23 protein-coding genes and 1 tRNA gene are annotated in these 21920 nt (G+C 65.0%); 15 read left to right on the top strand and 9 right to left on the bottom strand.

The window, feature by feature from the left end; genetic code table 11:
- Positions 1 to 33 precede the first annotated feature (33 nt).
- Genes bioD through V6M87_RS06725 form a run of 5 tightly spaced genes read left to right on the top strand, consistent with a single transcriptional unit; the run spans position 34 to position 5755 of the window.
- Positions 34 to 795 carry a dethiobiotin synthase gene (gene bioD / locus V6M87_RS06705; RefSeq protein ID WP_332876067.1) on the top strand — a complete coding sequence of 254 codons (762 nt, stop codon included), beginning with the start codon at positions 34 to 36 and terminating at the stop codon, positions 793 to 795.
- Between the two features lie 25 nt (positions 796 to 820).
- Positions 821 to 1849, top strand: coding sequence for a biotin synthase BioB (gene bioB / locus V6M87_RS06710; protein WP_332875825.1), 1029 nt, complete (start codon positions 821 to 823; stop codon positions 1847 to 1849).
- Positions 1850 to 1888: 39 nt separating this feature from the next.
- On the top strand, positions 1889 to 3901 hold the full coding sequence (locus V6M87_RS06715) for an acetyl/propionyl/methylcrotonyl-CoA carboxylase subunit alpha (protein WP_332875826.1): 2013 nt from the start codon (positions 1889 to 1891) through the stop codon (positions 3899 to 3901).
- Complete coding sequence (locus V6M87_RS06720) at positions 3901 to 4815, top strand: 2-hydroxyacid dehydrogenase (RefSeq protein ID WP_332875827.1); 915 nt, start codon at positions 3901 to 3903, stop codon at positions 4813 to 4815. Before V6M87_RS06715 ends, V6M87_RS06720 begins: the two co-directional genes overlap by 1 nt.
- A gap of 1 nt (position 4816) precedes the next feature.
- Entirely contained in the window at positions 4817 to 5755 is a 939-nt protein-coding gene (locus tag V6M87_RS06725) for a hydroxymethylglutaryl-CoA lyase (protein ID WP_332875828.1), read from the top strand.
- A gap of 46 nt (positions 5756 to 5801) precedes the next feature.
- On the opposite strand, the gene V6M87_RS06730 is transcribed toward V6M87_RS06725, so the two are convergent.
- A tRNA-Pro gene (locus V6M87_RS06730) sits at positions 5802 to 5878 on the bottom strand.
- 89 nt (positions 5879 to 5967) lie between these two features.
- Between V6M87_RS06730 and V6M87_RS06735 the strand changes: the two genes are divergently transcribed.
- Complete coding sequence (locus V6M87_RS06735) at positions 5968 to 6558, top strand: hypothetical protein (RefSeq protein WP_332875829.1); 591 nt, start codon at positions 5968 to 5970, stop codon at positions 6556 to 6558.
- Positions 6559 to 6686: 128 nt separating this feature from the next.
- Here V6M87_RS06735 and rsmI read toward each other — a convergent pair whose 3' ends face one another.
- Positions 6687 to 7610 carry a 16S rRNA (cytidine(1402)-2'-O)-methyltransferase gene (gene rsmI, locus V6M87_RS06740; protein WP_332875830.1) on the bottom strand — a complete coding sequence of 308 codons (924 nt, stop codon included), beginning with the start codon at positions 7608 to 7610 and terminating at the stop codon, positions 6687 to 6689.
- Positions 7611 to 7622: 12 nt separating this feature from the next.
- Between rsmI and V6M87_RS06745 the strand changes: the two genes are divergently transcribed.
- From V6M87_RS06745 to V6M87_RS06765, 5 genes are all read left to right on the top strand, one after another.
- Positions 7623 to 8858 (top strand): penicillin-binding protein activator, encoded by a 1236-nt coding sequence (locus tag V6M87_RS06745; protein ID WP_332875831.1) that lies wholly within the window; start codon positions 7623 to 7625, stop codon positions 8856 to 8858.
- Positions 8859 to 8860: 2 nt separating this feature from the next.
- Positions 8861 to 9226: a YraN family protein gene (locus V6M87_RS06750; RefSeq protein WP_332875832.1), complete on the top strand. Its 366-nt coding sequence runs from the start codon at positions 8861 to 8863 to the stop codon at positions 9224 to 9226.
- A gap of 63 nt (positions 9227 to 9289) precedes the next feature.
- On the top strand, positions 9290 to 9886 hold the full coding sequence (locus V6M87_RS06755) for a phosphoheptose isomerase (RefSeq protein WP_332875833.1): 597 nt from the start codon (positions 9290 to 9292) through the stop codon (positions 9884 to 9886).
- Positions 9879 to 10514 carry a BON domain-containing protein gene (locus V6M87_RS06760; protein ID WP_332875834.1) on the top strand — a complete coding sequence of 212 codons (636 nt, stop codon included), beginning with the start codon at positions 9879 to 9881 and terminating at the stop codon, positions 10512 to 10514. Before V6M87_RS06755 ends, V6M87_RS06760 begins: the two co-directional genes overlap by 8 nt.
- Before the next feature lie 7 nt (positions 10515 to 10521).
- Positions 10522 to 11031 carry a TlpA disulfide reductase family protein gene (locus V6M87_RS06765; RefSeq protein ID WP_332875835.1) on the top strand — a complete coding sequence of 170 codons (510 nt, stop codon included), beginning with the start codon at positions 10522 to 10524 and terminating at the stop codon, positions 11029 to 11031.
- A gap of 147 nt (positions 11032 to 11178) precedes the next feature.
- On the opposite strand, the gene V6M87_RS06770 is transcribed toward V6M87_RS06765, so the two are convergent.
- On the bottom strand, positions 11179 to 11616 hold the full coding sequence (locus V6M87_RS06770; RefSeq protein ID WP_332875836.1) for a PaaI family thioesterase: 438 nt from the start codon (positions 11614 to 11616) through the stop codon (positions 11179 to 11181).
- Between the two features lie 188 nt (positions 11617 to 11804).
- On the opposite strand from V6M87_RS06770, the gene V6M87_RS06775 reads away from it, so the two are divergent.
- Positions 11805 to 13610 (top strand): putative bifunctional diguanylate cyclase/phosphodiesterase, encoded by a 1806-nt coding sequence (locus V6M87_RS06775; protein WP_332875837.1) that lies wholly within the window; start codon positions 11805 to 11807, stop codon positions 13608 to 13610.
- Here the strand turns inward: V6M87_RS06775 and V6M87_RS06780 are convergent.
- Positions 13579 to 14403: an AraC family transcriptional regulator gene (locus V6M87_RS06780; protein ID WP_332875838.1), complete on the bottom strand. Its 825-nt coding sequence runs from the start codon at positions 14401 to 14403 to the stop codon at positions 13579 to 13581. The two genes, V6M87_RS06775 and V6M87_RS06780, sit on opposite strands and share 32 nt — an antisense overlap.
- A gap of 69 nt (positions 14404 to 14472) precedes the next feature.
- Between V6M87_RS06780 and V6M87_RS06785 the strand changes: the two genes are divergently transcribed.
- Entirely contained in the window at positions 14473 to 14829 is a 357-nt protein-coding gene (locus V6M87_RS06785) for a cupin domain-containing protein (protein ID WP_332875839.1), read from the top strand.
- Here V6M87_RS06785 and V6M87_RS06790 read toward each other — a convergent pair.
- Positions 14822 to 15631: an MBL fold metallo-hydrolase gene (locus tag V6M87_RS06790; RefSeq protein ID WP_332875840.1), complete on the bottom strand. Its 810-nt coding sequence runs from the start codon at positions 15629 to 15631 to the stop codon at positions 14822 to 14824. The two genes, V6M87_RS06785 and V6M87_RS06790, sit on opposite strands and share 8 nt — an antisense overlap.
- A 64-nt stretch (positions 15632 to 15695) precedes the next feature.
- On the opposite strand from V6M87_RS06790, the gene V6M87_RS06795 reads away from it, so the two are divergent.
- Positions 15696 to 16685: a GlxA family transcriptional regulator gene (locus V6M87_RS06795; RefSeq protein WP_332875841.1), complete on the top strand. Its 990-nt coding sequence runs from the start codon at positions 15696 to 15698 to the stop codon at positions 16683 to 16685.
- On the opposite strand, the gene V6M87_RS06800 is transcribed toward V6M87_RS06795, so the two are convergent.
- Positions 16666 to 18630: a helicase-related protein gene (locus V6M87_RS06800; RefSeq protein ID WP_332875842.1), complete on the bottom strand. Its 1965-nt coding sequence runs from the start codon at positions 18628 to 18630 to the stop codon at positions 16666 to 16668. The two genes, V6M87_RS06795 and V6M87_RS06800, sit on opposite strands and share 20 nt — an antisense overlap.
- Positions 18631 to 18725: 95 nt before the next feature.
- On the opposite strand from V6M87_RS06800, the gene V6M87_RS06805 reads away from it, so the two are divergent.
- On the top strand, positions 18726 to 19430 hold the full coding sequence (locus V6M87_RS06805) for an aspartate/glutamate racemase family protein (RefSeq protein WP_332875843.1): 705 nt from the start codon (positions 18726 to 18728) through the stop codon (positions 19428 to 19430).
- Positions 19431 to 19507: 77 nt separating this feature from the next.
- On the opposite strand, the gene lipA is transcribed toward V6M87_RS06805, so the two are convergent.
- Genes lipA through yfcF form a run of 3 tightly spaced genes read right to left on the bottom strand, consistent with a single transcriptional unit; the run spans position 19508 to position 21845 of the window.
- Positions 19508 to 20509, bottom strand: coding sequence for a lipoyl synthase (lipA, locus tag V6M87_RS06810; RefSeq protein WP_332875844.1), 1002 nt, complete (start codon positions 20507 to 20509; stop codon positions 19508 to 19510).
- 5 nt (positions 20510 to 20514) lie between these two features.
- Positions 20515 to 21210, bottom strand: a complete 696-nt coding sequence (lipB, locus tag V6M87_RS06815; protein WP_332875845.1) for a lipoyl(octanoyl) transferase LipB — start codon at positions 21208 to 21210, stop codon at positions 20515 to 20517.
- Between the two features lie 14 nt (positions 21211 to 21224).
- A complete protein-coding gene (gene yfcF / locus V6M87_RS06820; protein ID WP_332875846.1) occupies positions 21225 to 21845 on the bottom strand; it encodes a glutathione transferase in 621 nt (206 codons plus the stop codon).
- Between the last annotated feature and the right edge of the window lie 75 nt (positions 21846 to 21920).

Genomic DNA, 21920 nt, shown 5'->3' on the forward strand with positions numbered 1-21920 from the left:
GTCATGCCGGATACCGAGCTTGCGCCGGTCACCATGCCCGACATCGAACCCGTCAACGAGCCCGAACTGCAAGGTGCCCTGGAAGGCATCGTGCCGCGCTTCAGCTGTTTCGTCACCGGCACCGACACGGAAATCGGCAAGACGCTCATTTCCAGCGCGATCCTGCACCTGCTGGTGGCCAGCGGCCAGCGCGCCTGCGGCATGAAACCGATCGCAGCCGGCGCCAGCGTCGGCGCCGACGGCCTGCTCCACAATGAAGACGCCGACATGCTGGCCGCAGCCGGCAATGTGCGCCTGCCGCAGCACATTACGACTCCCTACATGCTCAAGGAGCCGGCGGCGCCGCATATCGCCGCCGCGCTGGAAGGCGTGACCATCGAGGCGGTGCCGATCATCGCGGCCTTTGCCGAAATTCTCGGCGCATCGGATGCCGTCGTGGTCGAAGGCGTGGGCGGCTTCCACGTGCCGCTGTCCGACGATTTCGACACGGCCGACCTGGCCGCGCAGCTGAACTTACCGGTCATCCTCGTCGTCGGCCTGCGCCTGGGCTGCATCAGCCACGCGCTGCTGACGTTTGAGGCGGTGGTGCGGCGCGGCCTGGTGATTGCCGGCTGGGTCGCCAATGAAGTCGACCCGGACATGGCTTTTATGGACGAGAATGTCGCCGCGCTCGAACAACGCATACCCGCACCGCTGCTGGGCCGCGTACCGCGCCTCGATGCGCCGACCGCCGCCGCGGCAGCGCACTATTTACATTTGCACGGTCTGCCAGGCTGGCCCACCGTCCGCAATTAATTCACTCTAGATACAAGGAAATACCATGAACGCACCCGTCTCTTTCCACCCGCCTGCCGCGGCCATCACCGTCGCCGATGACGCAACCTGGCCCGTGGCCGACGTGCTGGCGCTGTTCGAGCTGCCCTTCAACGACCTGATGTTCCGCGCCCAGACCACGCACCGCGCCAATTTCCCCGATGGCGACGTCGAACTGGCCACGCTGCTGTCAATTAAAACCGGCGGCTGCGAAGAAGACTGCAGCTACTGCCCGCAGGCGGCGCGTTACGACACCGGTGTGGAAGCGAAAAAAATCCTCGGCATCGAGACGGTGCTGGACGCCGCCCGCCAGGCCAAGGCGAATGGCGCCACGCGTTTCTGCATGGGTGCCGCCTGGCGCAGCCCGAAAGAGCGCGACATGGAAAAGGTCGAAGAGATGGTGCGTGAAGTCAAAGCGCTGGGCCTGGAAACCTGCGCGACCCTCGGCATGCTCGAAGAGGGACAAGCGCAGCAATTGAAAGCCGCCGGCCTCGATTACTACAACCACAACCTCGACACCGCACCCGAGTTCTACAGCAACGTGATCTCCACGCGCGAATACCAGGACCGCCTCGACACCCTGGGTCGCGTGCGCAACGCCGGCCTGAAGGTCTGCTGCGGCGGCATCGTCGGCATGGGCGAATCGCGCCGGCAGCGCGCCGGCCTGATTGCGCAACTGGCGAATTTGAATCCTTACCCGGAATCGGTGCCGGTGAATCACCTGGTGCAGGTGGAAGGCACGCCGCTGCACGGTATCGACCCGCTCGACCCGCTCGAATTCGTGCGCACCATTGCCGTGGCCCGCATCACGATGCCGCAAGCGCGCGTGCGCTTGTCGGCCGGGCGCCGCCAGATGGGCGAAGCGGTGCAGGCGATGTGCTTCCTGGCCGGCGCCAATTCGATTTTCTACGGCGACAAGCTGCTCACCACCGACAACCCGGAAGCGAACGACGACCGCGCGTTGCTGGAAAAGCTCGGCCTGCATACCCGCGCCGCCATGCTCGATTCGGCGCCCAAAGCCAGCTGCGGCGGCTGACCCCATTCACCCTCAACGCTTCACCTCCGAAGGCTGCGCATGTTCACTAAAATCCTGATCGCCAACCGCGGCGAAATCGCCTGCCGCGTCGCCGCTACCGCGCGCCGCATGGGCATCCGCACGGTTGCCGTGTACTCGGAAGCCGACGCCGGTGCGAAACACGTGGCGGTCTGCGACGAGGCCGTGCTGATCGGCCCGGCCGCGGCCAAGGAGAGCTATCTGAAGGGGGATGTGATCATCGCCGTGGCGCTGGCCGCGGGCGCGCAGGCGATTCACCCGGGCTACGGCTTCCTGTCGGAGAACGCCGATTTCGCCGATGCGTGTGCGGCGGCAGGCCTGGTATTCATTGGCCCGCCGGCATCGTCGATGCGCGCGATGGGTTCCAAGTCGGCCGCCAAGACGCTGATGGAAAAAGCCAACGTACCGCTGGTGCCCGGCTACCACGGCGAGTCGCAGGACCCGGACTTGCTGCAGCGAGAAGCGGACCGCATCGGCTATCCGGTGCTATTGAAAGCTAGCGCCGGTGGCGGTGGCAAGGGCATGCGCGTGGTCGACCGGTCGGAAGATTTAGCGGCGGCACTGGCATCCTGCAAGCGCGAAGCGATCAGCTCCTTCGGTGACGACAAAGTGCTGCTTGAGAAATACCTGCAACGCCCGCGCCACATCGAAATCCAGGTGTTTGCCGATACCCAGGGCAACTGCGTCTACCTGCACGAGCGCGATTGCTCCGTGCAGCGGCGCCATCAGAAGGTGCTGGAAGAAGCACCGGCGCCGAACATGCCGCCCGAACGCCGCGCGGCGATGGGCGAAGCGGCGGTCGCTGCGGCCAAAGCCGTGGGCTATGTCGGCGCCGGTACCGTTGAATTCATCGCCAACCAGGACGGCTCGTTCTACTTCATGGAGATGAACACGCGCTTGCAGGTCGAGCATCCTGTGACCGAAATGATCACGGGGACCGACCTGGTCGAATGGCAGCTGCGCGTGGCTGCCGGCCAGCCGCTGCCGCTGCGCCAGGACCAGTTAACAATGCACGGCCATGCGATCGAAGCCCGTATCTATGCGGAGAACCCGGAGAAGGGTTTTTTACCGTCGATCGGTACGCTGCGCCATATGGATACGCCGGATGCAGTACATTTCGAGCTGGGCGGCATGGCGGGAAGTACTGCAGGCGGCGTGCCCGCATCGGTGCGCATCGATTCGGGCGTGCGCGAAGGCGACGCGATCTCGCCGTTTTACGATCCGATGATCGCCAAACTGATCGTCTGGGGCGCGGACCGCACGCAGGCGCTCGCGCGCATGGGTCAGGCCCTGGCCGAGTTTCAGATCGTCGGCCTGGCCACCAATATCGCGTTTTTGAAACGCCTGGTCGAGGGCCAGGCCTTCTCCAGCGCGGACCTCGACACGGGCCTCATCGAGCGCAATGGCGACACCTTGTTCCCGCCCGTGACGCCGACACCCGTCGGTGCGCTGGCGCTGGCAGCGATGGCGCTGGTAGGCGGTGAACACACGGGTGCGAGCGACCCGTGGGCGAATGCGTCGGGCTGGCGCCTGAACGGCAACTACCAGCGCACGCTGGCTTTCAGCGACGAGCATGCCTACGACGTGGCGCTGACCTATCGCGCCGGCGGTTGGCGCATGGAAGTTGACGGTGTGGCGAGCGACCTGACGCTGGCTGCGCGCGATGGCGCCACGCTGTCGATCCGGCTGGGCGCCAGCGCCATGCACGGCACCGTGCGGCGCGATGGCGACCTGTTTCACGTCTTCACCGGCGGACGCCATTACACTCTGACTTACCACGACCCGATGGCGCATGCCGGCGAAGTCGAAGCGGTGGGCGGACGCTTGACCGCGCCGATGCCGGGCAAGGTCGTGGCCATCCTGGCGCAAGCCGGGCAGGACGTCAGGAAGGGCGAGCCGCTGGTGATCATGGAGGCGATGAAGATGGAGCACACTATCGGCGCGCCGTCCGACGGCGTGGTCGAAGAACTGCTGTATGCGGTGGGCGACCAGGTCGCCGACGGCGCGCCGCTGCTGGCGTTCAAGGCTGCGTAGTGAACATCCTGCTGTACCGCAGCGATGGCCAGACGTCCGACTGGGAAGCGGCGTTCCGGGCCGCGCTGCCGGATGCGCAGGTGCGCACCTGGATAGCCGGCGACGCCGCGTGCGACTACGCGGTGATCTGGGCGCCGCCAGCCGAACTGGTAGCCCGGCTACAGAATGTCAAAGCCATCTTCCTGATGGGCGCCGGGGTCGACGCCATCCTCAAATTCGGCGCGGCGCTGCCCCCTGCCCCGATCATCCGCCTGGGTGACGCCGGCATGGGCATGCAAATGGCGGAGTACGTCACGCACGCGGTACTGCGTTATTTCCGCCGGTTCGACGACTACGAGCGCCAGGCGCGCCAGGGCGCCTGGCAGCCACTGCCGGCACATGACAAACAGGATTTTACGGTCGGTGTGCTGGGCCTCGGCCAGCTCGGTCGCAGCGTCATCGAGGCGCTGCGGCCATTCGGCTTTCCGCTGCGTGGCTGGAGCCGCAGCCCAAAAACCATCGCCGGAGTCGACTGCTTCGACGACCTCGACGCATTTTTATGCGGCACGCGCGTGCTGGTGTGCCTGCTGCCGCTGACGCCTGAGACCAATCAGCTGCTGGACCATGCGCGCCTGTCGCTGCTGGCACGAGGCGGCGTGGTCATCAACGTCGCCCGCGGCGCGCACATTGACGACGACGCCCTGCTCGCGCTGATCCGCGCCGGCCACCTGGCCGGCGCTACCCTGGACGTGTTCCGTGACGAGCCGCCGGCGCCGGACCACCCATACTGGGGCGAGCCGCGCGTGACCATCACACCGCACATTTCCGCACTGACCCTGGTGCCTGAAGCCGTACGCCAGATCGCCGCCAAGATGCAGGCGCTGGCACGCGGCGAAACCGTGGCCGACATGGTCGACCGCACGAAAGGTTACTGATATGAATACGCTGCCATCACACGTCAAAATAGTCGAAGTGGGCCCGCGCGACGGCCTGCAAAACGAAAAGGAAGCGGTCAGCGCCGCCGTCAAAATCGAACTGGTCGACCGTCTCACGCGCGCCGGGTTTGTAAACATTGAAGCGGCGTCGTTCGTGTCGCCCAAATGGGTGCCGCAGATGGCCACCAGCACCGAGGTGATGGCGCAGATCACGCGAAAGCCCGGCACCATCTACTCGGTGCTGACGCCAAATATGCAGGGCTTTGAGGCCGCACTGGCCGCCGGGGCCGATGAAGTGGTGATCTTCGGCTCGGCATCGGAGGCGTTCTCGCAAAAGAATATCAACTGCTCGATTGCGGAGTCGATCGCGCGCTTCGAACCGGTGGCGCAAGCGGCCAAAGAACACGGCCTGCGCCTGCGTGCGAGCATCAGCTGCGCGTTCGGCTGCCCCTACCAGGGCGACGTGCCGCTGGACGCCGTGGCCGACGTGGTGACCCGCATGGCGGCGCTGGGCGTTGATGAGATCGACATTGCCGACACCATCGGCGTGGCCACCGCGCGCCAGACCCAGGCGGTGATGCTGCGCGCGGCCCGTGAATTCCCGCTGTCCGGCCTGTCGGGCCACTTCCACGATACCTACGGCCAGGCCTTGGCGAACATTTATGCCAGCCTGGAAGTGGGCGTGGCGATTTTTCACGCGTCGGTGGCGGGACTGGGCGGCTGTCCGTATGCGAAGGGCGCCACCGGCAACGTGGCCACCGAAGATGTGCTGTATCTTTTGCAGGGACTGGGGATCGCCACGGGTGTGGATTTGGCGCAGGTGGTAGCGGCGGGCCAGTTCATTTCGCAGCAACTGGGACGCAAGGGCAACAGCCGCGCGGGCAATGCGCTGGCGGCGAAATACGGAACTGCGTGGGCAGGCGAAAAAAACACGGCCTAGAACGGAAAAAGCCCCACAGCGAACTGTGGGGCTTTCCGGAATACTTTGGTCGGAGTACAAGGATTCGAACCTTGGACCCCCTGGTCCCAAACCAGGTGCGCTACCGGACTGCGCCACACTCCGACGAGGAAACGCATTATGACAGGTTGGCGCTCAGCAGGTCAAGGGCACAAAGGAGAATGTTTGAAAATGACGATAATGAAGGCAGGCGCATGATTGCTGCGGCGACCCCAAGAATCTCGACCAGACGCGTCATCATTGGCGTGGGACTGTCGATGCTGGCGCACGTGGTGCTGCTGAGCGCGTGGCGACCGGCGCCGCAGCCGACCATGGCGGCGCCACCGGTGGCGGCGCCGATCGTGCTGCGCCTGCAGCCGCCAGCGGCTCCCGTGCAGGTCGTCGAAGCGCCAGCGCCGGCTTCGATCCCGGCCACACGCAGCAAGCCAGCTGCAGCGCCACGGGTGATTGCCGTGGCGCCGAAAGCGCCGGCGCTTGTGGCACCGGCACTGGTGCTCGAGGCGCAGCCGGTGGAAGAACCGGCGCCGGCGCCGAAAAAGTTCGACCTGGAGGCCGCGCGCTCGACGGCGCGCGTGGTGGGCGTGCAGGATGCGCCGAATGCGGACGATGCGCCGCTGGGGCGCTTGAAGAAGCAGCAGCTGGAGGACCAGTTTCAGCCGGAGTCGAAGGCGGCGCGGGCGATCTCGGCGGCCAAGCGCGGAGATTGCAAGGATGGGCTGCCAGGCGGCTTGCTGGCGCCGCTGATCATGTTGACGCAGAAGGCGGGGACGGGGTGCAAGTGGTAGGGAACGCTTGCACCGTTCTACGCAAAGCCGTCATACCGACGCAAGTCGGTACCCATGCTGCGTGCGCGGTGCTGCGACTTCGCTATGGGCCCCGGCGTTCGCCGGGGTGACGGTCTTTAAGCCAACAACTACTCCCCCTTGATCTCCAGCGCCCTGTCATACAAGGCATTTTTTTTGCGCCCCGTAATTTGCGCCGCCAGGTTCGCCGCCTGCTTCACCGAGCACTCCTTCAATAAAATCTGCAAAATCCGCTCGGCCTCCACATCGGCCGCATCGGTGGCCACGCTCGCGCCTTCGACCAGCACCACGAATTCCCCACGCTCGCGGTTCGCATCGGCCTTGACCCATGCCACGGCCTCGGCCAGCGTGCAGCGGTGGATCTCTTCAAATAACTTGGTCAGTTCGCGCGCGAACACGATTTGCCGGCTTGGCGCGAACGCCAGCGCCAGCGCCTCGACGCTCTCGAGGATGCGGTGCGGCGCCTCGTAAAACACCAGCGTGGCCGGCACGTTGGCCAGTGCCGCCAGCGCCGATTCGCGCTGCTTCGCCTTGGCTGGCAGGAAGCCGACAAAATAAAACTGGTCGTTCACCAGGCCCGACGCCGACAAGGCCGTCACTGCCGCCGAAGGACCCGGCAGCGGCAGCACGCGCAGGCCGGCCGCGCGCACCGCGTCGACGATACGCGCACCCGGGTCGGAGACGCCCGGCGTGCCGGCGTCCGACACCAGCGCCACCCGTTCGCCAGCGAGCAAACGGCTGATCAGTTTCTCCGCCACTTCGCGCTCGTTGTGCTGGTGCGCCGCCAGCATCGGCTTCGACAAGCCGAAACGGCCCAGCAGCGCGCCGGTCTTGCGCGTGTCTTCGCAGGCGACGACGTCGGCAATGGCCAGCAGGTGCAATGCGCGCAGGGTGATGTCGGTGACGTTCCCGATCGGCGTGGCCACGATATACAGCGTTGCGGTAGGATAGGACTGCTGCGCCGCTTCGCCGATGACGGGAAGCTGGGCAATGTGGCCAGGCAGGCTGGAAGGGGAATCTGTCGAATCTGTCATGAGGGGGGATCAATGCCGGTAAATAAACTCGCAAGCCTGGCCGCCGTGCTGGCGTCCGGCTTACTCGTGGGCTGCAGCACGCCGTGCAGCGCGCCGGGAGGATTGTGCGCGCCCATCGAGACAAATACAAGGTTGCCGCCACCCGCGCCACCCGTCCTCGCGCCCATTGCGCCGCCGCCGGAGGCCATCGTCACGACCTCCCCCATCGACGTCCCCGATGCCATTGACGCCCCCCAACCCGCCTTGGCCCCCACCGGCCAGACCCGCATCGCCCTGCTGCTGCCGCTCAACTCCGCCACCCTGGCTGCGGCCGCCGACGCGCTGCGCGCCGGCTTCATGGCCGCTTATGAACGCGACCGCGCCGGTGTCATCATCGACCTGGTCCCCAGCGATGACACGCTCGACGCCACCCTGCGCGCCTACCGCGACGCGGCTGCACGCAACGACATGGTGGTCGGCCCGCTGCTGCGCCCTGCCGTGGCCGCCGTGGCCGCCGGCCCCGTGACGAAACCGACGCTGGCGCTGAACCACCCGGGCGACAGCACACCGCTGCCGCCGAGCATGCTCACCATTGGCCTGACGATCGAAGATGAAGCGCGCCAGGTCGCCGCCTGGGCCCACGCCGACTTTCCCACCGGCCGGCCGCTGGTGCTGACCGGGACAGCGGCCTGGCAGCGGCGCCTGGCGAGCGCCTTCCACGATCACTGGAACAAGCTTGGCAGCACGGCCTACCAGGTCGAACTGGCGCTGGTCGACGGCCACATTGCCGACAACGCGCTGGCCGAACTCAAAGTGCGCGTCGACATCGACGCCCCCGACTTCATTTTTGCCGCGCTCGACCCGGAACAGCTGCGCCAGGTACGGGCGGCGCTGGGCACGTCGCTGCCGGCCTATGGCACGTCGTCGGTCAATCCCGGCCGCGGCGCCGGCACCAGCGTGGCCGAACTCGATGGCGTGCGCATGCTCGATCTGCCGTGGCAGGTGCAGCCCGACCACCCGGCCGCAATGGCCTATCCGCGCCGCGCCGGCGAAAACCGCAGCGCGCCTGACCTGGACCGCCTGTACGCGCTCGGGATCGACGCCTACCGCGTGGCGCGCGAAATGGCGCTGCATCCAGGACAAGCGATCACGCTCGACGGCGTCACCGGCCAGCTGAAAATCCAGGCGCAGGCGCCGCGCTTCGAGCGCAGCGAACTGCCGGTGATTTATCGCGGCGGTTTGTTTGAAGCGGCGACCAACACAAAATAGCCATGTGGCCCATCCTGCGCAAACGCTCGCCGAAGCAGGCGCAGGGCCAGGCCTGGGAACAGGTGGCGTGCAAGCATCTTGAACGGCATGGCCTGCAGCTGATTGAAGCGAACTTCACCTGCAAAGGCGGCGAAATCGACCTGGTCATGCGCGACGGCGACGCACTCGTGTTCGTCGAAGTGCGCCAGCGCGCCGACCGCAAGCATGGCGGCGCCGCCGCCAGCATCACGCCTGCCAAACAGGCCCGCCTGACCGTCGCGGCCCAGGTCTACCTGATGCGTTATCGTTCAGTTCCGCCGTGCCGCTTCGACGTCGTCGCCATCGACGGCGACCAGCTCGACTGGCTGCGCAACGCCATTGGCTTCTAAAATAATGTAAGGAAACACCGGCAGGTGTGACCCCTGCGGTAGGACTGCACTATAATCGGCACTATGAATACTCAACGCATCCTCGCCCACTTCCAGGAGAGCGCCGACCTCAAGATGAAGTCGGCAGCTGCCCTGACCCAGCCCATTTCCCAGGCCATCGAGCTGATGTTCGGCGCCCTGTCCAATGGCAATAAAATCCTCGCCTGCGGCAACGGCGGCTCGGCTGCCGATTGCCAGCACTTTGCTGCCGAGCTGGTCGGCCGCTTCGAGCGCGAACGCTTCCCGCTGCCGGCCATGGCGCTGACGACCGATACGTCCATCATCACGGCGGTTGGCAACGACTACAGCTACAAAGAAATCTTTTCGAAGCAGGTGCAGGCGTTCGGCCAGGCCGGCGACATCCTGCTGGCCATCTCCACCTCCGGCAACTCGGCCAATGTGCTGGCCGCGGTCGAAGCGGCGCTGGAGCGCGAAATGCGCGTGGTCGCGCTGACCGGTAAAGATGGCGGCGCCCTGGCGCGCCTGCTGACCGACGCCGACGTCCACATCAACGTGGCCCACGCGCGCACCTGCCGCGTGCAGGAAGTGCACTTGACGGCCATCCATGCGATTTGCGACGGTATCGACGTTGCCCTGTTCGGCGGAGACGACAATGAATAACAAACCCGTGGCGAAAGCCGTCCTGTGCGCAGCCCTGCTGGCATCGGCTTTGTCGGTGACCGGCTGCTTTCCGCTGGTCGTCGGCGGCGTCGCCATGGGCGCGGCTGCCACGGCCGACCGCCGCACGCTGGGCGCGCAGACCGAAGACAAGTCGATCACGGTGAAAGCCGAGATGCGGCTGGGCAAGCTCGGTGGCGACAATGGTCACATCAACATCGCCAGTTTCAATCGCAAGGTGCTGATCACCGGCGAAGTGCCGGATGCGGCCACCAAGGCCACAGCCGAGCGCGAAGTGCGCGCCATCGAAGGCGTGCAATCGGTGGAAAACGAACTCATCATCGCCGGCCCGGCCAGCTACACGTCACGCTCGTCGGACGCGCTGGTCACCACCAAGGTCAAGGCCAGCCTGGTCGAGATGACAACCATTTCGGCAGCATCGTTCAAGGTGGTCACCGAAAACGGCACCGTGTACCTGATGGGCCGTGTGACGCAACGCGAAGGCGATGTCGCCACCAACGTCACCAGGGGCGTCACCGGCGTGCAGAAAGTGGTGAAACTGTTCGAGTACATCACCGAAGAAGAGCTGCGCGCAATCACCCCGCAGGCGACGCAGTCCATCCAGCTGTAATACCACCATGGCCGCCCCGACCTGGATCAAGCCTGCCGTCATCGGCGCCGTGCTGCTGGCACTGGCCGGCGCCGGCTTCATGACGCTGAACCACCAGGCGGTGGCGCCCGCCTCGACGTTTACCAAACTCGACGGCCAGCCGCTCACCATGCAGAGCATGCGCGGCAAAGTCGTCATGGTCAATTTCTGGGCCACCTCGTGCACCACCTGCGTGGCCGAAATGCCGCAAATGGTCGACACCTACAACAAGTTCAAAGGCCAGGGGCTGGAATTTGTCGCGGTCGCCATGCGCTACGACCGGCCCGATTACGTCGTCAATTTCACGCAGACGCGCAAGCTGCCGTTCGTCGTGGCCTATGACGCGAGCGGCGCCCTGGCCAAATCCTGGGGCGACGTCTCCATGACGCCAACCACCTTCGTGATCGGCAAGGACGGCACCATCCTCAAGCGCTATCTGGGTCAGCCCGATTTCGCGGCCCTGCACACGCTGCTGCAAGGCGCGCTGTCGAAAAGTTAATTATTTAGTGCCTATCCCAGTAGGTAGGAGGAAGCGGGTGGCGATGCATGGCAAGTGTGGGCAAGGCGAGAGGAGGACGCATGGCTAGCCATGCTACGACGAGCAACGCAGTCCACGCTTGTCAGGCGCGCCAGCAGCGACTCCGCACTACTGGGATAGGCACCTAGGATACAGAATCATCTGGGTGCAGCGAAACAGCGCAATCGTCTTGCCGCTGCCCTGATCCGTCACCACCACATCCCACACCTGCGTCGTACGTCCCATGTGCACTGGTTTACCGATCGCTTCGATCACGCCTTCGCGCGCCGTGCCGAAGTGATTCGATTTCAGTTCGATGGTGGTAAAACTGCTGGCGCCCTGCGGCAGGTTGATCATGCACGACACCCCCGCCACCGTATCGGCCAGCGAAATCACGCTGCCCGCATGCAGGAAGCCATTTGGCGCCAGTAACTCGCCTTTGACCGGCAATTGCGCCACCAGTTCGGTGCCGTCGATGCGGGTAAATTCCACGCCCAGGTAACCGGGCAGGAAGGGCGCGGCCAGCTGGTTGATTTGCGCCGGCGTGTAGGTCTTTTTCTCGTTCAAATTCGTCTCCTGGTAAATCGTCCATCATACAAGTTCGTGGCGCACGCGGTGACGGGCCGACCACAGTGGCATGTTGCGCAGGTATTTCATGCAAAGCGCGCTTCCCCGCTGGCTTTGTGTGAAAAATCACACTATGATCAATTCATAGGAATTTGATTCACTCAGACAATACTTTTGATCGAGAAGCGATGACAATTCAGCATGCCAGCAGGACTGCCCCCCTGGATGGTCCATCCGACGCCATGGCGGCGATCATCTACTCGAATATGGAAGAGCTGGTGTATCACCTGGCGGTGGAAGGGGTCGGGCGCTATCGGTTCAAGTTCGTCAATCCCGCTTTTCACCGCGCCAGCGGGCTGGCGCCCGAGCAGGTGCTGCAACAGCTGCTCGACCAGGTCGTTCCCGCTGGCGCGTTCGACCGTATCCGACGCCACTACGAGCAAGCCATCCACAGCCGCGCCACGGTGCGCTGGGAAGAGCCGACGCCGTATTTTTCCGGACTAAAAATCGGCGCCGTGTCGGTCACGCCGATCTTCGATGCACAAGGGCGCTGCACCGACCTGGTCGGCACCATGCACGATATCAGCGAACTGCGCCGCAAGCAGGATGAAGTGCAGGCGAACAACCTCGCCTTGCGCAAGCTGAGCGAACAGCTCGAGCGACGCGCCTACTACGACATGCTGACGGGCTTGCCCAACCGCGCCCTGTTCCGCGAACGGCTCGATGCCGCGCTGGCCCGCTACCGCCCTGCCAGCAGCGGCATTGCGCTCATGTTCGTCAACATCTGCCGGTTTAAGGAAATCAACGATTTGCTGGGACATCGCACCGGCGACCAGGTGCTGACGCAGGTGGCGCAGCGCCTGCAACACGCGCTGCAAGCGGGCGATACGCTGGCCCGCCTGGGTGGCGACGAGTTCGCCATCATCGTTGGCGCCGACGCCGATTTGCTGGCGCTGGAACGCCTGGCGCGCAAGCTCCAGCGCGCGCTGTCAGCGCCGTATCGCGTGGGGGCCGACCGCGTGGTGCTGTCGACCAACGCCGGCGTGGCGATCTATCCACAACAGGCGCGCGGCAGCGAAGAACTGATGCGCCACGCCGACCAGGCCCTGCGCAACGCCAAGCGCGCCGGCCTGAACCAGGTGCGCTTTTATGAACAAGCGATGCAGGCGGCCGCGCTGGCGCGCCTGGCGCTGATTGCCGATCTGCAACGCGCCGTCACCGACAACAAGCTCGAACTGTACTTCCAGCCCATCGTCGACATGCCCAGCGGGCGCATCGTCAAGGCCGAGGCGCTGGTGCGCTGGCACCGCGACCAGGTTGGCCTCATCATGCCGCTCGAATTCATTTCCATTGCCGAAGAAACCGGCATCATCCACGAACTGGGCAACTGGGTCTTTGGCAACGCCGCCGACTGGTGCCGCCGCTGGACCGGCATGCTCGGCACCGCCTTCCCGATCTGCATCAACAAGTCGCCCGTGCAGTTTCGCCAGCAGCTGCAATCGATGGACTGGATCGGCTACCTCGACCAGATTGGCTTGCCGCACGATGCGATCACGGTGGAGATCACCGAAGGCGTGCTGCTGGATCTGTCGCAAGCGGTGCTCGACAAGCTGCACCGCTTGCACGCTGGCGGCATCAAGATGTCGATCGACGATTTCGGCACCGGGTATTCCTCGATGAGTTATCTGAAACAGCTGGATATCGATTTTCTGAAGATCGACCGCTCGTTCGTGGCCGAGGTGTTGCAGGACCGGACCACGCGCATCATTGCCGAAACCATCGTCTACATGGCCCATAAGCTCGACATGCAGGTTGTGGCGGAAGGGGTGGAAACCCAGGCGCAGCACGACTGGCTACTGGCGCAAGGGTGTGATTTCGGGCAGGGCTACCATTATTCGGCGCCGGTGCCGGCGGGCGAGTTCGAGGCGATGCTGATGGCGCAGGCGGAAGGCAATCCCGCTCTCAACGCCATGCAGCCGGTGACACACCAATAGCGCCCTTGAACCTTCTGGCGAAATGGCTCTGGTCGGCGAAGCCGCACACGCTCGCCACTTCGGCCAGCGGCATCCCGCCGCGCAGCAGGATTTTGGCATGGGCGATGCGCAGCGCGTTCACATACACATGCGGCGGCGTATGAAATGCGTTGGTGAACGCCCGGGTCAGGTGCGCGCGCGACAGGCCCGCCACGTTTGCCAGCTCCGTCACGGTCAAGGCGCGCTGGAAATGCGCCTGGATGTACGCCTTTACACGCTGCAGGCTGGTCACGCCTGGGTCCCGCGGCGGCGCCAGGCGCACCTGTTCGCCGTGGCGCGCCAGCAGCGTCCCGACAAAGCCGCGCAGCAGCACCTCGGCACGCAGGGCGTCGTGCGGCGTGCCCAGCAAGGCCAGCGTCATCTGCGTGAACCCCGCCGCCAGGGCAGGATCGACCACGTGCGGCCGCGCGAAATAGGGCACGCCGGCCAGCCCGGCATCCGGATCGAGGCAACTGCGCAGGAACGCCTGGTCGAGCGACCAGGTGGCATAGCGAAAACCGTCGGCACTGCCGCGCTGGCCGTCATGGTCTTCATCGGGATTGAACAGGACGATGTCGCCCGCCCGGCTGTCGTGGCGCTGCCCCTTGCAGCGAAAGCGCTGGATGCCCTGCGCGGTCACGCCGATGGTGAAGCAGTCGTGGCTGTGCCGTTCGAAGGCGTGGTCGGTGAACGCCGCCCGCATCAAGGTGACGCCTTCTGCCAACGGCGCAAACTGCACCAGGTTGCCGGGCGATAGGGTCGATGCGTGGGCCATGCAACAATTGTACTAGACCGGCTGCGCGGCCTGGCGGCACCATGCCATTTTCCCTGACCTGGAACCGCCATGCATGCTGCCATCGACCTCGCCGCAAAACTCGCCACCTTCAAAGAAGCCTGGCAACCCCGTACCGTCAGCCTGTTCAACGGCCACGATGTGATGGTCGCCAGGCTGCGCGGGGAATATCACTGGCATGTCCACCCCGAGTCCGACGACTTTTTTCTCGTGCTCGCCGGTGCGCTGGAGATCGATCTCGAGGACGGCGCGATGGTGACCCTCGCGCCCGGCCAGTTGTACGTCGTGCCGCGTGGCGTGCGCCATCGGCCGCGTGCCATCGGGGAGGCACACATCCTGTTGATTGAACCGACCGGTACACCGAACAGCGGCGATCCGGCCACCGCGGCCCCACGCCGCGTCATCTAAGATCGACCATCTCGCCATCCTCCGGCACGACCATCCGGTACGCCAGCCCCGCCGTGAGCGCGGCCTGGCGCAGGTCCAGGCGCCGCACCGGGCAGTGGCTCAGCGCTTCCATGTGATTCGCGATCACCCGCCCGGTGGCGATCTGCGCGAACGCGATCGTCTCATGCACGCCCATGATGATGTCGCCGCCCAAATCGAAGTGTGCGCCGCCGGCCGGTACCACGCACACATCCGGCTGGTGCTGCCGCACAAACCCGCGCACCGCGTCCGTCAGGATCGTGTCGCCCGACAGGTACAAGCTCGGTTCGCCCGGCAGCGCGACAAAATAGCCAACGCCGTGTTCCATCAAGGCCCCGACCAGACCAAGGCCATGGGTGCAGGGCACCGTTTGGATCGTCCCGCCCAGGAATGGCTGTGGCGTCGCGTGACCGGCAAGGAGCGGCTGCACGTTCAGGCCGCGCTGGCGCAGGTAAGCCGCATCGTGCGGCGTGCAGATCACGCCAATCTGCCGCTCGCGCAACCAATGCTTGCCGGCGCGGTCGAGGTGATCGAAATGCCCTTTCTGGCAGTGGGTAATCAGGCAGTGCGTCACCTGTGCCAACGCCGCGGCAGCGTTGGCGGGCAGGTCGACGGTCGGGTTGCGCAACCGCTTGCGGGCAAACAGGCGCAGCGGCGGCAGTGCGTTCATCGGCGCCAGCATGGGATCGACCAGGATGTGGTACTGGCCGACATGCACAATCAGGGTGGCGTTGCGTAACTGGGTAATGCGCATGGTCGGACTCCGGTGGATGCGATGGACCATGATGGCGCCATTGCGACCATCACGAAATTGGCGATCTCGCCCTTATTCATGGCAATATCGCCAGATGAGTTCAAAACGGATCAATATCCTGGCCTACGATGGCTGCATGGGAATGGAAGTGTTCGGCCTGTGCGACACCCTGCGGCTCGCCAACCGTGTCGCGCTGGCGCTGCGCGGCGCGACGGCCGCGCCGCTGTTCGACGTGCGCGTAACGAGCCTGGCCGGCGGCATGGTGGTCGCGGCCGGCGGGCTGTCGATCGGCACTCGCAAGTACCGCGCTTCACACGACCTGCTGGTCATTCCCGGCATGGACATCGGTGACCGTGACGGCTGTACCCGGCCGCATGCGCAGTTGGCCGCCGAGGTCAAGGCGATCGCGCGCGCGTTCGCGCGCGGCGCGCCGGTGGTCGCGCTGTGCGTTGGCGCCTTCCTGCTGGCCGAAGCAGGTTTGCTGGACGGTCGCCGCGCCACCACCTCATGGATGTTCGCCGCCGACCTCGCCCGCCGCTTTCCGCTGGCGCGGGTCGATCCGGCCGCGATGCTGGTCGAAGACAGCGGCGTGACCACCACCGGCGCGTTCAGCGCCACCTTCGACCTGGCCATGCACCTGGTGCGCCAGACGGCGTCACCGAAGGAAGCACGGGCGCTGGCGCGCATGGCGCTTCTGGACCGGCGCGCCAATCAGGCGCCCTACATCGACACCAGCATGACGGCGCGACCGTCCGGGCGCTTTTCCGACAGCGTGCAAAGCTGGCTGAGCGAGCGGCTGGCAGCGCCCTACAAGCTGGCCGAACTGAGTGCAGCGTTTCACGTCAGCAGCCGCACGATGTTGCGACGGCTGCATGCGGAAACCGGACAGTCGCCGCTCGCCTACCTGCAGGGGGAACGCATCAACCTGGCCAAGCGCCTGCTCGAAGCCGGGCCGACCAGCGTGGCGCAGATTGCCGAACGGGTAGGTTACGGCGATGTCGCGACCTTTTCCACGCTGTTCAAGCGGCTTACCGGGCAGTCACCGGCGCAATATCGGCGCAGCTTCAGTAGCGGCCCCGTTTGAGGCCGCTCTTCGCCCCCGCCTGTTTTTTGCGCGCAGCCGCGTTCTGCGCCTGCAGCAGAGAGTCGACCCGCTCGGACGCGGCCCGCGCCCCTTCCTGCGCCGCCTCGATACTCGGGAAAAACGCCGGCTGCCGGTAACTGAGCCAGGCATACGCCGAATAGCGCCGGCAGGTGTCCTCCACGTCCTGCAGGCCCTGCCACAGCACCTTCTCCGGATGGTGCTCCAGCGTGCAGATCTTGCGCTTGGCCAGAGAATTGGCCCAGTGTTCCCAGGCCGCCTGCAGCGACGGCACCTTGGTCGAAATCGGCACCAGCGACAACATGAATTTTTCGGCCACCGTCAGGTCGAGCGTATCGAGCCAGATCGCGCGCTCGTTCTGCTCCTCGGTGATGCGCGGATAGAAGAAGCCGTCCGGCACATCGATATTGTGGATAAACCGTTTTAATAGTTTTACTAATGAGGTCTCGCGCGTGACGTTGGCGATACGATGCAGGTGCTCGATCGACGGCGCCACGGCGAAGCCGGAACTGTTCAAGGGCGCCGCCTTTTCGCGCAGCAGCGCGCGCATCACTTCGTGCGTGTCATCGTCGTAGCCGGCCACAAACCCTTCTTCATGGACGCCGTAGCGCCCTGCCCGTCCGGCAATCTGGCGCGCCAGCGCCGCCGAAATCTCTTCTTCCTCGTAGCCGTTGTACTTGACGGCGGTGGTCATCACGATGCGCTGGATCGGCATGTTCAGGCCCATCGCCAGCGCATCGGTCCCGACCACGATGTCGGCGCGGCCGTCGCGAAAGCGCTCGGCCTGGGCGCGTCGCACTTCGGGCGACAGGTTGCCGTAGACGGTCGCCACCGACAAGCCCAGCTCCGTGATCATGTCGCGCCACTTGAGCACTTCGCGGCGCGAAAAGCAGATCACGGCGTCGCCGCGGCGCAGGTTGCGGATTTTGCGCACGGCGGTCGTTTCCATCGCCAGCGGCGCCATCCGTTTCAGGATGTGCACCTCGAGCGGCACATCGAGGCGCGCAGCCAGCGCTTCGATGGCGCGGCGCGCTTCCGGCGCACCTACCAGATAGACGATGTTGGCCGGCGCGCCGCACACGGCGGCGGTCCAGGCCGAACCGCGGTCGCGGTCGGACAGCATCTGAATTTCGTCGATGACGGCTACCTCGACCGGCGTGCGGTGGTCCAGCATCTCCACCGTGCTGGCCGTGTGCGTGCTGTTTTCCGCCATTCTGCGCTCTTCGCCCGTCACCAGGCTCACCGCGAGCGCTTTGCCGTGCGGGCGCGCTGCCTGCAGGCGCTCGTAGTTTTCCAGCGCCAGCAGGCGCAGCGGGGCCAGGTACACGCCGCTGGGGGCGGCCATCAGGTGCTCCATCGCGCGGTGCGTCTTGCCGGAGTTGGTGGGGCCGAGCAGCGCAATGAACTTGCGCTTGATGCGGCTGGCCACCTCGAATGAGGCCGGATACTCGGCCAGGTTGATGCTTTCCTTGGTGCGCGCGGCATGGCGCTCTTCCTGCTCGCGCTCGAACGCGTGCAGCAGGCGCTGGCCGATGCGGTGGAACACATATTCGGCCGGCTCCGACGTCTCGAATTCGGCCAGTGTGGCCAGGAAGGGCTGCGGATCGAGGCCATAATCGTCGGCCTCTTCGACCAGGTTGCGCACGAATGCCGCCACTTCGCTGGTCAACTCGGCAATATCGGCCGCAGTCGCACGCTCGGCGATGAGGGCCGCGCGGGCATCGGTATCGAAGCGGCGCCATTTGCTCGGCTTGGCCAGCACACCGCGCGCCGGCACCAGGCGAAACGGCACCGCCAGTTTGCCCACCTGGACACTGCCCGTAAAACGCAGCACCACGCGCCCTTCCAGCTTGGCCAGCTCCACGCCGCTGGCGGCCAATTGCTGCACCAGTGCGGCGTCCTCATCCTGATTCAAATTTAAGTCCATGACTGTATGTTACTTTTACTGTTACTGTTTCGTTCACACCACTATAGCGTGGATGCCAGCGCTAAAACAGGACTTCAACAAAACCGGGAGTGCACATGAAAACCATCGGCCTGATCGGCGGCATGAGCTGGGAATCGACGCTGCCGTACTACCGCCAGATCAACCAGACCATCAAGGAACAACTCGGTGGCCTGCACTCGGCGAAGATCATCCTGTACAGCGTCGACTTCCACGACGTCGAACGCTTGCAGCACGCCGGCGACTGGCAGGGCGCCGGCGCATTGCTCGCTGCGGCAGCACGCACGCTGGCAGCGGCCGGCGCCGATTTCCTGGTCGTCTGTACCAACACCATGCACAAGGTCGCACCGGCAATCGAGGCGGCCGTGACCATCCCCCTGTTCCACATCGCCGATCCGACCGCGCAAGCGATCCGGGCGGCGGAGCACAAGGTGGTGGGCCTGCTCGGCACGCGTTTTACCATGGAAGACGATTTTTACCGCGACCGGCTGCGCGAACGGCATGGTGTACACATGCTGGTGCCGCCGCAGGCGGACCGCGACCTGGTGCACCGCATCATCTACGAGGAATTATGCCTCGGCACGCTCGATCCGGCGTCGCGCCAGCAATACCGCCGCATCATGGCTGATCTGGTGGAGCAAGGCGCGCAGGCGATCATCCTGGGCTGCACTGAAATCACGCTGCTGGTGGGGCCGCAGGACACCACGGTGCCCGTGTTCGACACGACCCACATCCATGCGCGCGAGGCGGCCATGCACGCGCTGGACAAGCATGGCTTTTGAGCTGCGACCACCCTGGCTGCCAAAAAAAAAGGCCCGATCGTCAGCGACCGGGCCTTTTCTTAAACACGCTGCGTGAATCAGCCGTTGACGACCATCCCCGCGCCGCTGGCCTGCTCATCGGCGTGGTACGAGCTGCGCACCATGGCGCCGACGGCGGCGTGCACAAAACCCATCTCGTAAGCGGCTTCTTCGAATTTCTTGAACTGGTCCGGGTGCACGTAACGGCGCACCGGCAAGTGAGAGTTCGACGGCGCCAGGTACTGGCCGATGGTCAGCATCTCGACGTTATAGGTGCGCATGTCGCGCATCACTTGCAGGATTTCCTCGTCGGTTTCGCCCAGGCCGACCATGATGCCGGACTTGGTGACTGCCTGCGGATACAGCGCTTTAAAATCGCGCAGCAGTTCCAGCGAGTGGGTGTAGTCGGCGCCGGGACGGGCTTCCTTGTACAGGCGCGGCACCGTTTCCAGGTTGTGGTTCAGTACGTCCGGCAAACCGTCGGCAAACAGCGCCAGCGCCTTGGCCAGGCGGCCGCGGAAGTCGGGCACCAGCACTTCAATCTTGGTGCGCGGGGACAGTTCGCGGGTTTTCTGGATGCACTCGACGAAGTGGCCGGCGCCGCCGTCGCGCAAATCGTCGCGGTCGACCGAGGTGATCACCACATACGACAGGCGCAAATCGGCCACCGTTTTGGCCAGCTTGCCCGGCTCAGTTGTATCGAGCGGGTCAGGGCGGCCGTGGCCGACGTCGCAGAACGGGCAGCGCCGGGTGCACTTGTCGCCCATGATCATGAAGGTGGCCGTGCCCTTGCCGAAGCATTCGCCGATGTTCGGGCAGCTCGCTTCTTCACACACCGTCACCAGGTTGTTGGCGCGCAGGATGTCCTTGATTTCATAGAAACGGGACGATGCCGTGGCAGCCTTCACCCGGATCCAGTCCGGCTTTTTCAGGCGCTCGATCTGGGTGATCGGCACGATCTTGATCGGGATGCGCGACGTCTTGCTGGCGCCTTTTTGCTTTTCGCTGGCGTTGTACGCTGCTGCTGGGGCAATGCCGGTGTCTTGGAGGTCGGTGGTCATTTGGCTCATGCCCGTTCGGGCTCAATGGGTTGATTCGGTTCAGGTGCAAGCTGCTGCGCAAGGGCGTGCGCCAGGGCTTGCTGGACGCCGGCCAGGTCGGCCGTGACGCCAACGCTGCGCATGTCCACCGTCTGCAGCCCTGCGTAGCCGCACGGGTTAATCATGGAAAACGGCGACAAATCCATCGCCACATTCAGCGACACCCCGTGATAGGTGCAGCCGTTGGCTTTCACTTTCAGGCCGAGCGCGGCGATTTTTGCGCCCTGGTGCGGCCCCTCGGCCATATAGATACCCGGGGCACCGGCAATCCGTTCACCTGCGAGATTATACGCCGCCAGCACATCGATGACGGCCTGCTCGATTTTGGTGACAAACTGGCGCGCATACAGCTTGCCGCCCGGTTTGTTGCGGCGCAGGTCCATCAGCACGTAGATGACGACCTGTCCGGGGCCGTGGTAGGTCACTTCGCCGCCGCGGTCGGTCTGCACCACGGGGATGGCGTTGTCACCGACAAGGATATGCGCGCGGTCGGCGCCCAGGCCCAGGGTGAACACGGGCGGGTGCTCGACGATCCACAGTTCGTCGCGGGTATCAATCGTGCGCGCTGCGGTAAATTCGCGCATGGCGGCGAAGGTGCTGTCGTAGTCGGCAAGGCCGAGGTGGCGGATCAGCCCCGGCTCGGCTCTGGTAAGGGACGTCATCTCTCCATTATAAGTCAGGCCGGCGCATGCCGCCCCAGCCACTGCCTCACCGATGGACGTTCCCACTGGCGCGCGGCGTAGGCCGCCAGCGCCGGCGGCATCGGATCACCGGCCACGACGAGCCGCTGGAGCATCAGCGCCAGGTCGACATCGGCGATCGACCAGGCATCGAACAGGCAGGGACCGCGCACCAGTTGTCCGGCCACGTGGATCAGCTTGGCGGCGGCGGCCTGGCCGCCAGGACTCAGCGGCGCACTCGGTTTACCCAGGAACAGCGTTTCCGTGTCGCGCTCCACGCGCACCGCGAGCAGGTCGGTGCGCAACCACGCCTGCACTTGCCGCGCCCGCGCGCGCGCGTGGCGGTCGTGCGGGTACAAGGCGGGGTAGGCGGGCGCGGGAAAGCACTCCTCAAGATATTCCGTGATCGCGGTCGACTCGGTCAGCACGAACTCGCCATCGGCCAGCGCCGGCACGCGCGCGGTGAGGCTGCGCGCCGCATAGTCGCCGTGTTGCTGGCCGGCGGCCAGGTCGAGCGTGTCGACGCTGAACGGCACGCCCTTTTCAGTCAAGGCGACAAAAACGGACATGGCCCAGGGACTGGTAAACAGGCTATCGACGGTCAAAACGTGCGGCATGGTGGCTCCTGTTGTGAGATTTATTCACATGTTAGCGCTTGCGCTCTGCGGGGCTAAACGCTATATTTTCGCCGT

Origin of the sequence: Massilia sp. S19_KUP03_FR1 (genome assembly GCF_036688685.1) — a bacterium.
Taxonomy (GTDB): domain Bacteria; phylum Pseudomonadota; class Gammaproteobacteria; order Burkholderiales; family Burkholderiaceae_D; genus JALYUM01.

What these genes read in the sequence shown, in the direction of transcription:
- bioD (WP_332876067.1), top strand. Translation starts at nt 34, where the DNA reads ATGCCCGACATCGAACCCGTCAACGAGCCCGAACTGCAAGGTGCCCTG.
- bioB (WP_332875825.1), top strand. Translation starts at nt 821, where the DNA reads ATGAACGCACCCGTCTCTTTCCACCCGCCTGCCGCGGCCATCACCGTC.
- V6M87_RS06715 (WP_332875826.1), top strand. Translation starts at nt 1,889, where the DNA reads ATGTTCACTAAAATCCTGATCGCCAACCGCGGCGAAATCGCCTGCCGC.
- V6M87_RS06725 (WP_332875828.1), top strand. Translation starts at nt 4,817, where the DNA reads ATGAATACGCTGCCATCACACGTCAAAATAGTCGAAGTGGGCCCGCGC.
- V6M87_RS06735 (WP_332875829.1), top strand. Translation starts at nt 5,968, where the DNA reads ATGATTGCTGCGGCGACCCCAAGAATCTCGACCAGACGCGTCATCATT.
- rsmI (WP_332875830.1), bottom strand. Translation starts at nt 7,610, where the DNA reads ATGACAGATTCGACAGATTCCCCTTCCAGCCTGCCTGGCCACATTGCC.
- V6M87_RS06745 (WP_332875831.1), top strand. Translation starts at nt 7,623, where the DNA reads ATGCCGGTAAATAAACTCGCAAGCCTGGCCGCCGTGCTGGCGTCCGGC.
- V6M87_RS06750 (WP_332875832.1), top strand. Translation starts at nt 8,861, where the DNA reads ATGTGGCCCATCCTGCGCAAACGCTCGCCGAAGCAGGCGCAGGGCCAG.
- V6M87_RS06755 (WP_332875833.1), top strand. Translation starts at nt 9,290, where the DNA reads ATGAATACTCAACGCATCCTCGCCCACTTCCAGGAGAGCGCCGACCTC.
- V6M87_RS06760 (WP_332875834.1), top strand. Translation starts at nt 9,879, where the DNA reads ATGAATAACAAACCCGTGGCGAAAGCCGTCCTGTGCGCAGCCCTGCTG.
- V6M87_RS06765 (WP_332875835.1), top strand. Translation starts at nt 10,522, where the DNA reads ATGGCCGCCCCGACCTGGATCAAGCCTGCCGTCATCGGCGCCGTGCTG.
- V6M87_RS06775 (WP_332875837.1), top strand. Translation starts at nt 11,805, where the DNA reads ATGACAATTCAGCATGCCAGCAGGACTGCCCCCCTGGATGGTCCATCC.
- V6M87_RS06780 (WP_332875838.1), bottom strand. Translation starts at nt 14,403, where the DNA reads ATGGCCCACGCATCGACCCTATCGCCCGGCAACCTGGTGCAGTTTGCG.
- V6M87_RS06785 (WP_332875839.1), top strand. Translation starts at nt 14,473, where the DNA reads ATGCATGCTGCCATCGACCTCGCCGCAAAACTCGCCACCTTCAAAGAA.
- V6M87_RS06790 (WP_332875840.1), bottom strand. Translation starts at nt 15,631, where the DNA reads ATGGTCCATCGCATCCACCGGAGTCCGACCATGCGCATTACCCAGTTA.
- V6M87_RS06795 (WP_332875841.1), top strand. Translation starts at nt 15,696, where the DNA reads ATGAGTTCAAAACGGATCAATATCCTGGCCTACGATGGCTGCATGGGA.
- V6M87_RS06800 (WP_332875842.1), bottom strand. Translation starts at nt 18,630, where the DNA reads ATGGACTTAAATTTGAATCAGGATGAGGACGCCGCACTGGTGCAGCAA.
- V6M87_RS06805 (WP_332875843.1), top strand. Translation starts at nt 18,726, where the DNA reads ATGAAAACCATCGGCCTGATCGGCGGCATGAGCTGGGAATCGACGCTG.
- lipA (WP_332875844.1), bottom strand. Translation starts at nt 20,509, where the DNA reads ATGACCACCGACCTCCAAGACACCGGCATTGCCCCAGCAGCAGCGTAC.
- lipB (WP_332875845.1), bottom strand. Translation starts at nt 21,210, where the DNA reads ATGACGTCCCTTACCAGAGCCGAGCCGGGGCTGATCCGCCACCTCGGC.
- yfcF (WP_332875846.1), bottom strand. Translation starts at nt 21,845, where the DNA reads ATGCCGCACGTTTTGACCGTCGATAGCCTGTTTACCAGTCCCTGGGCC.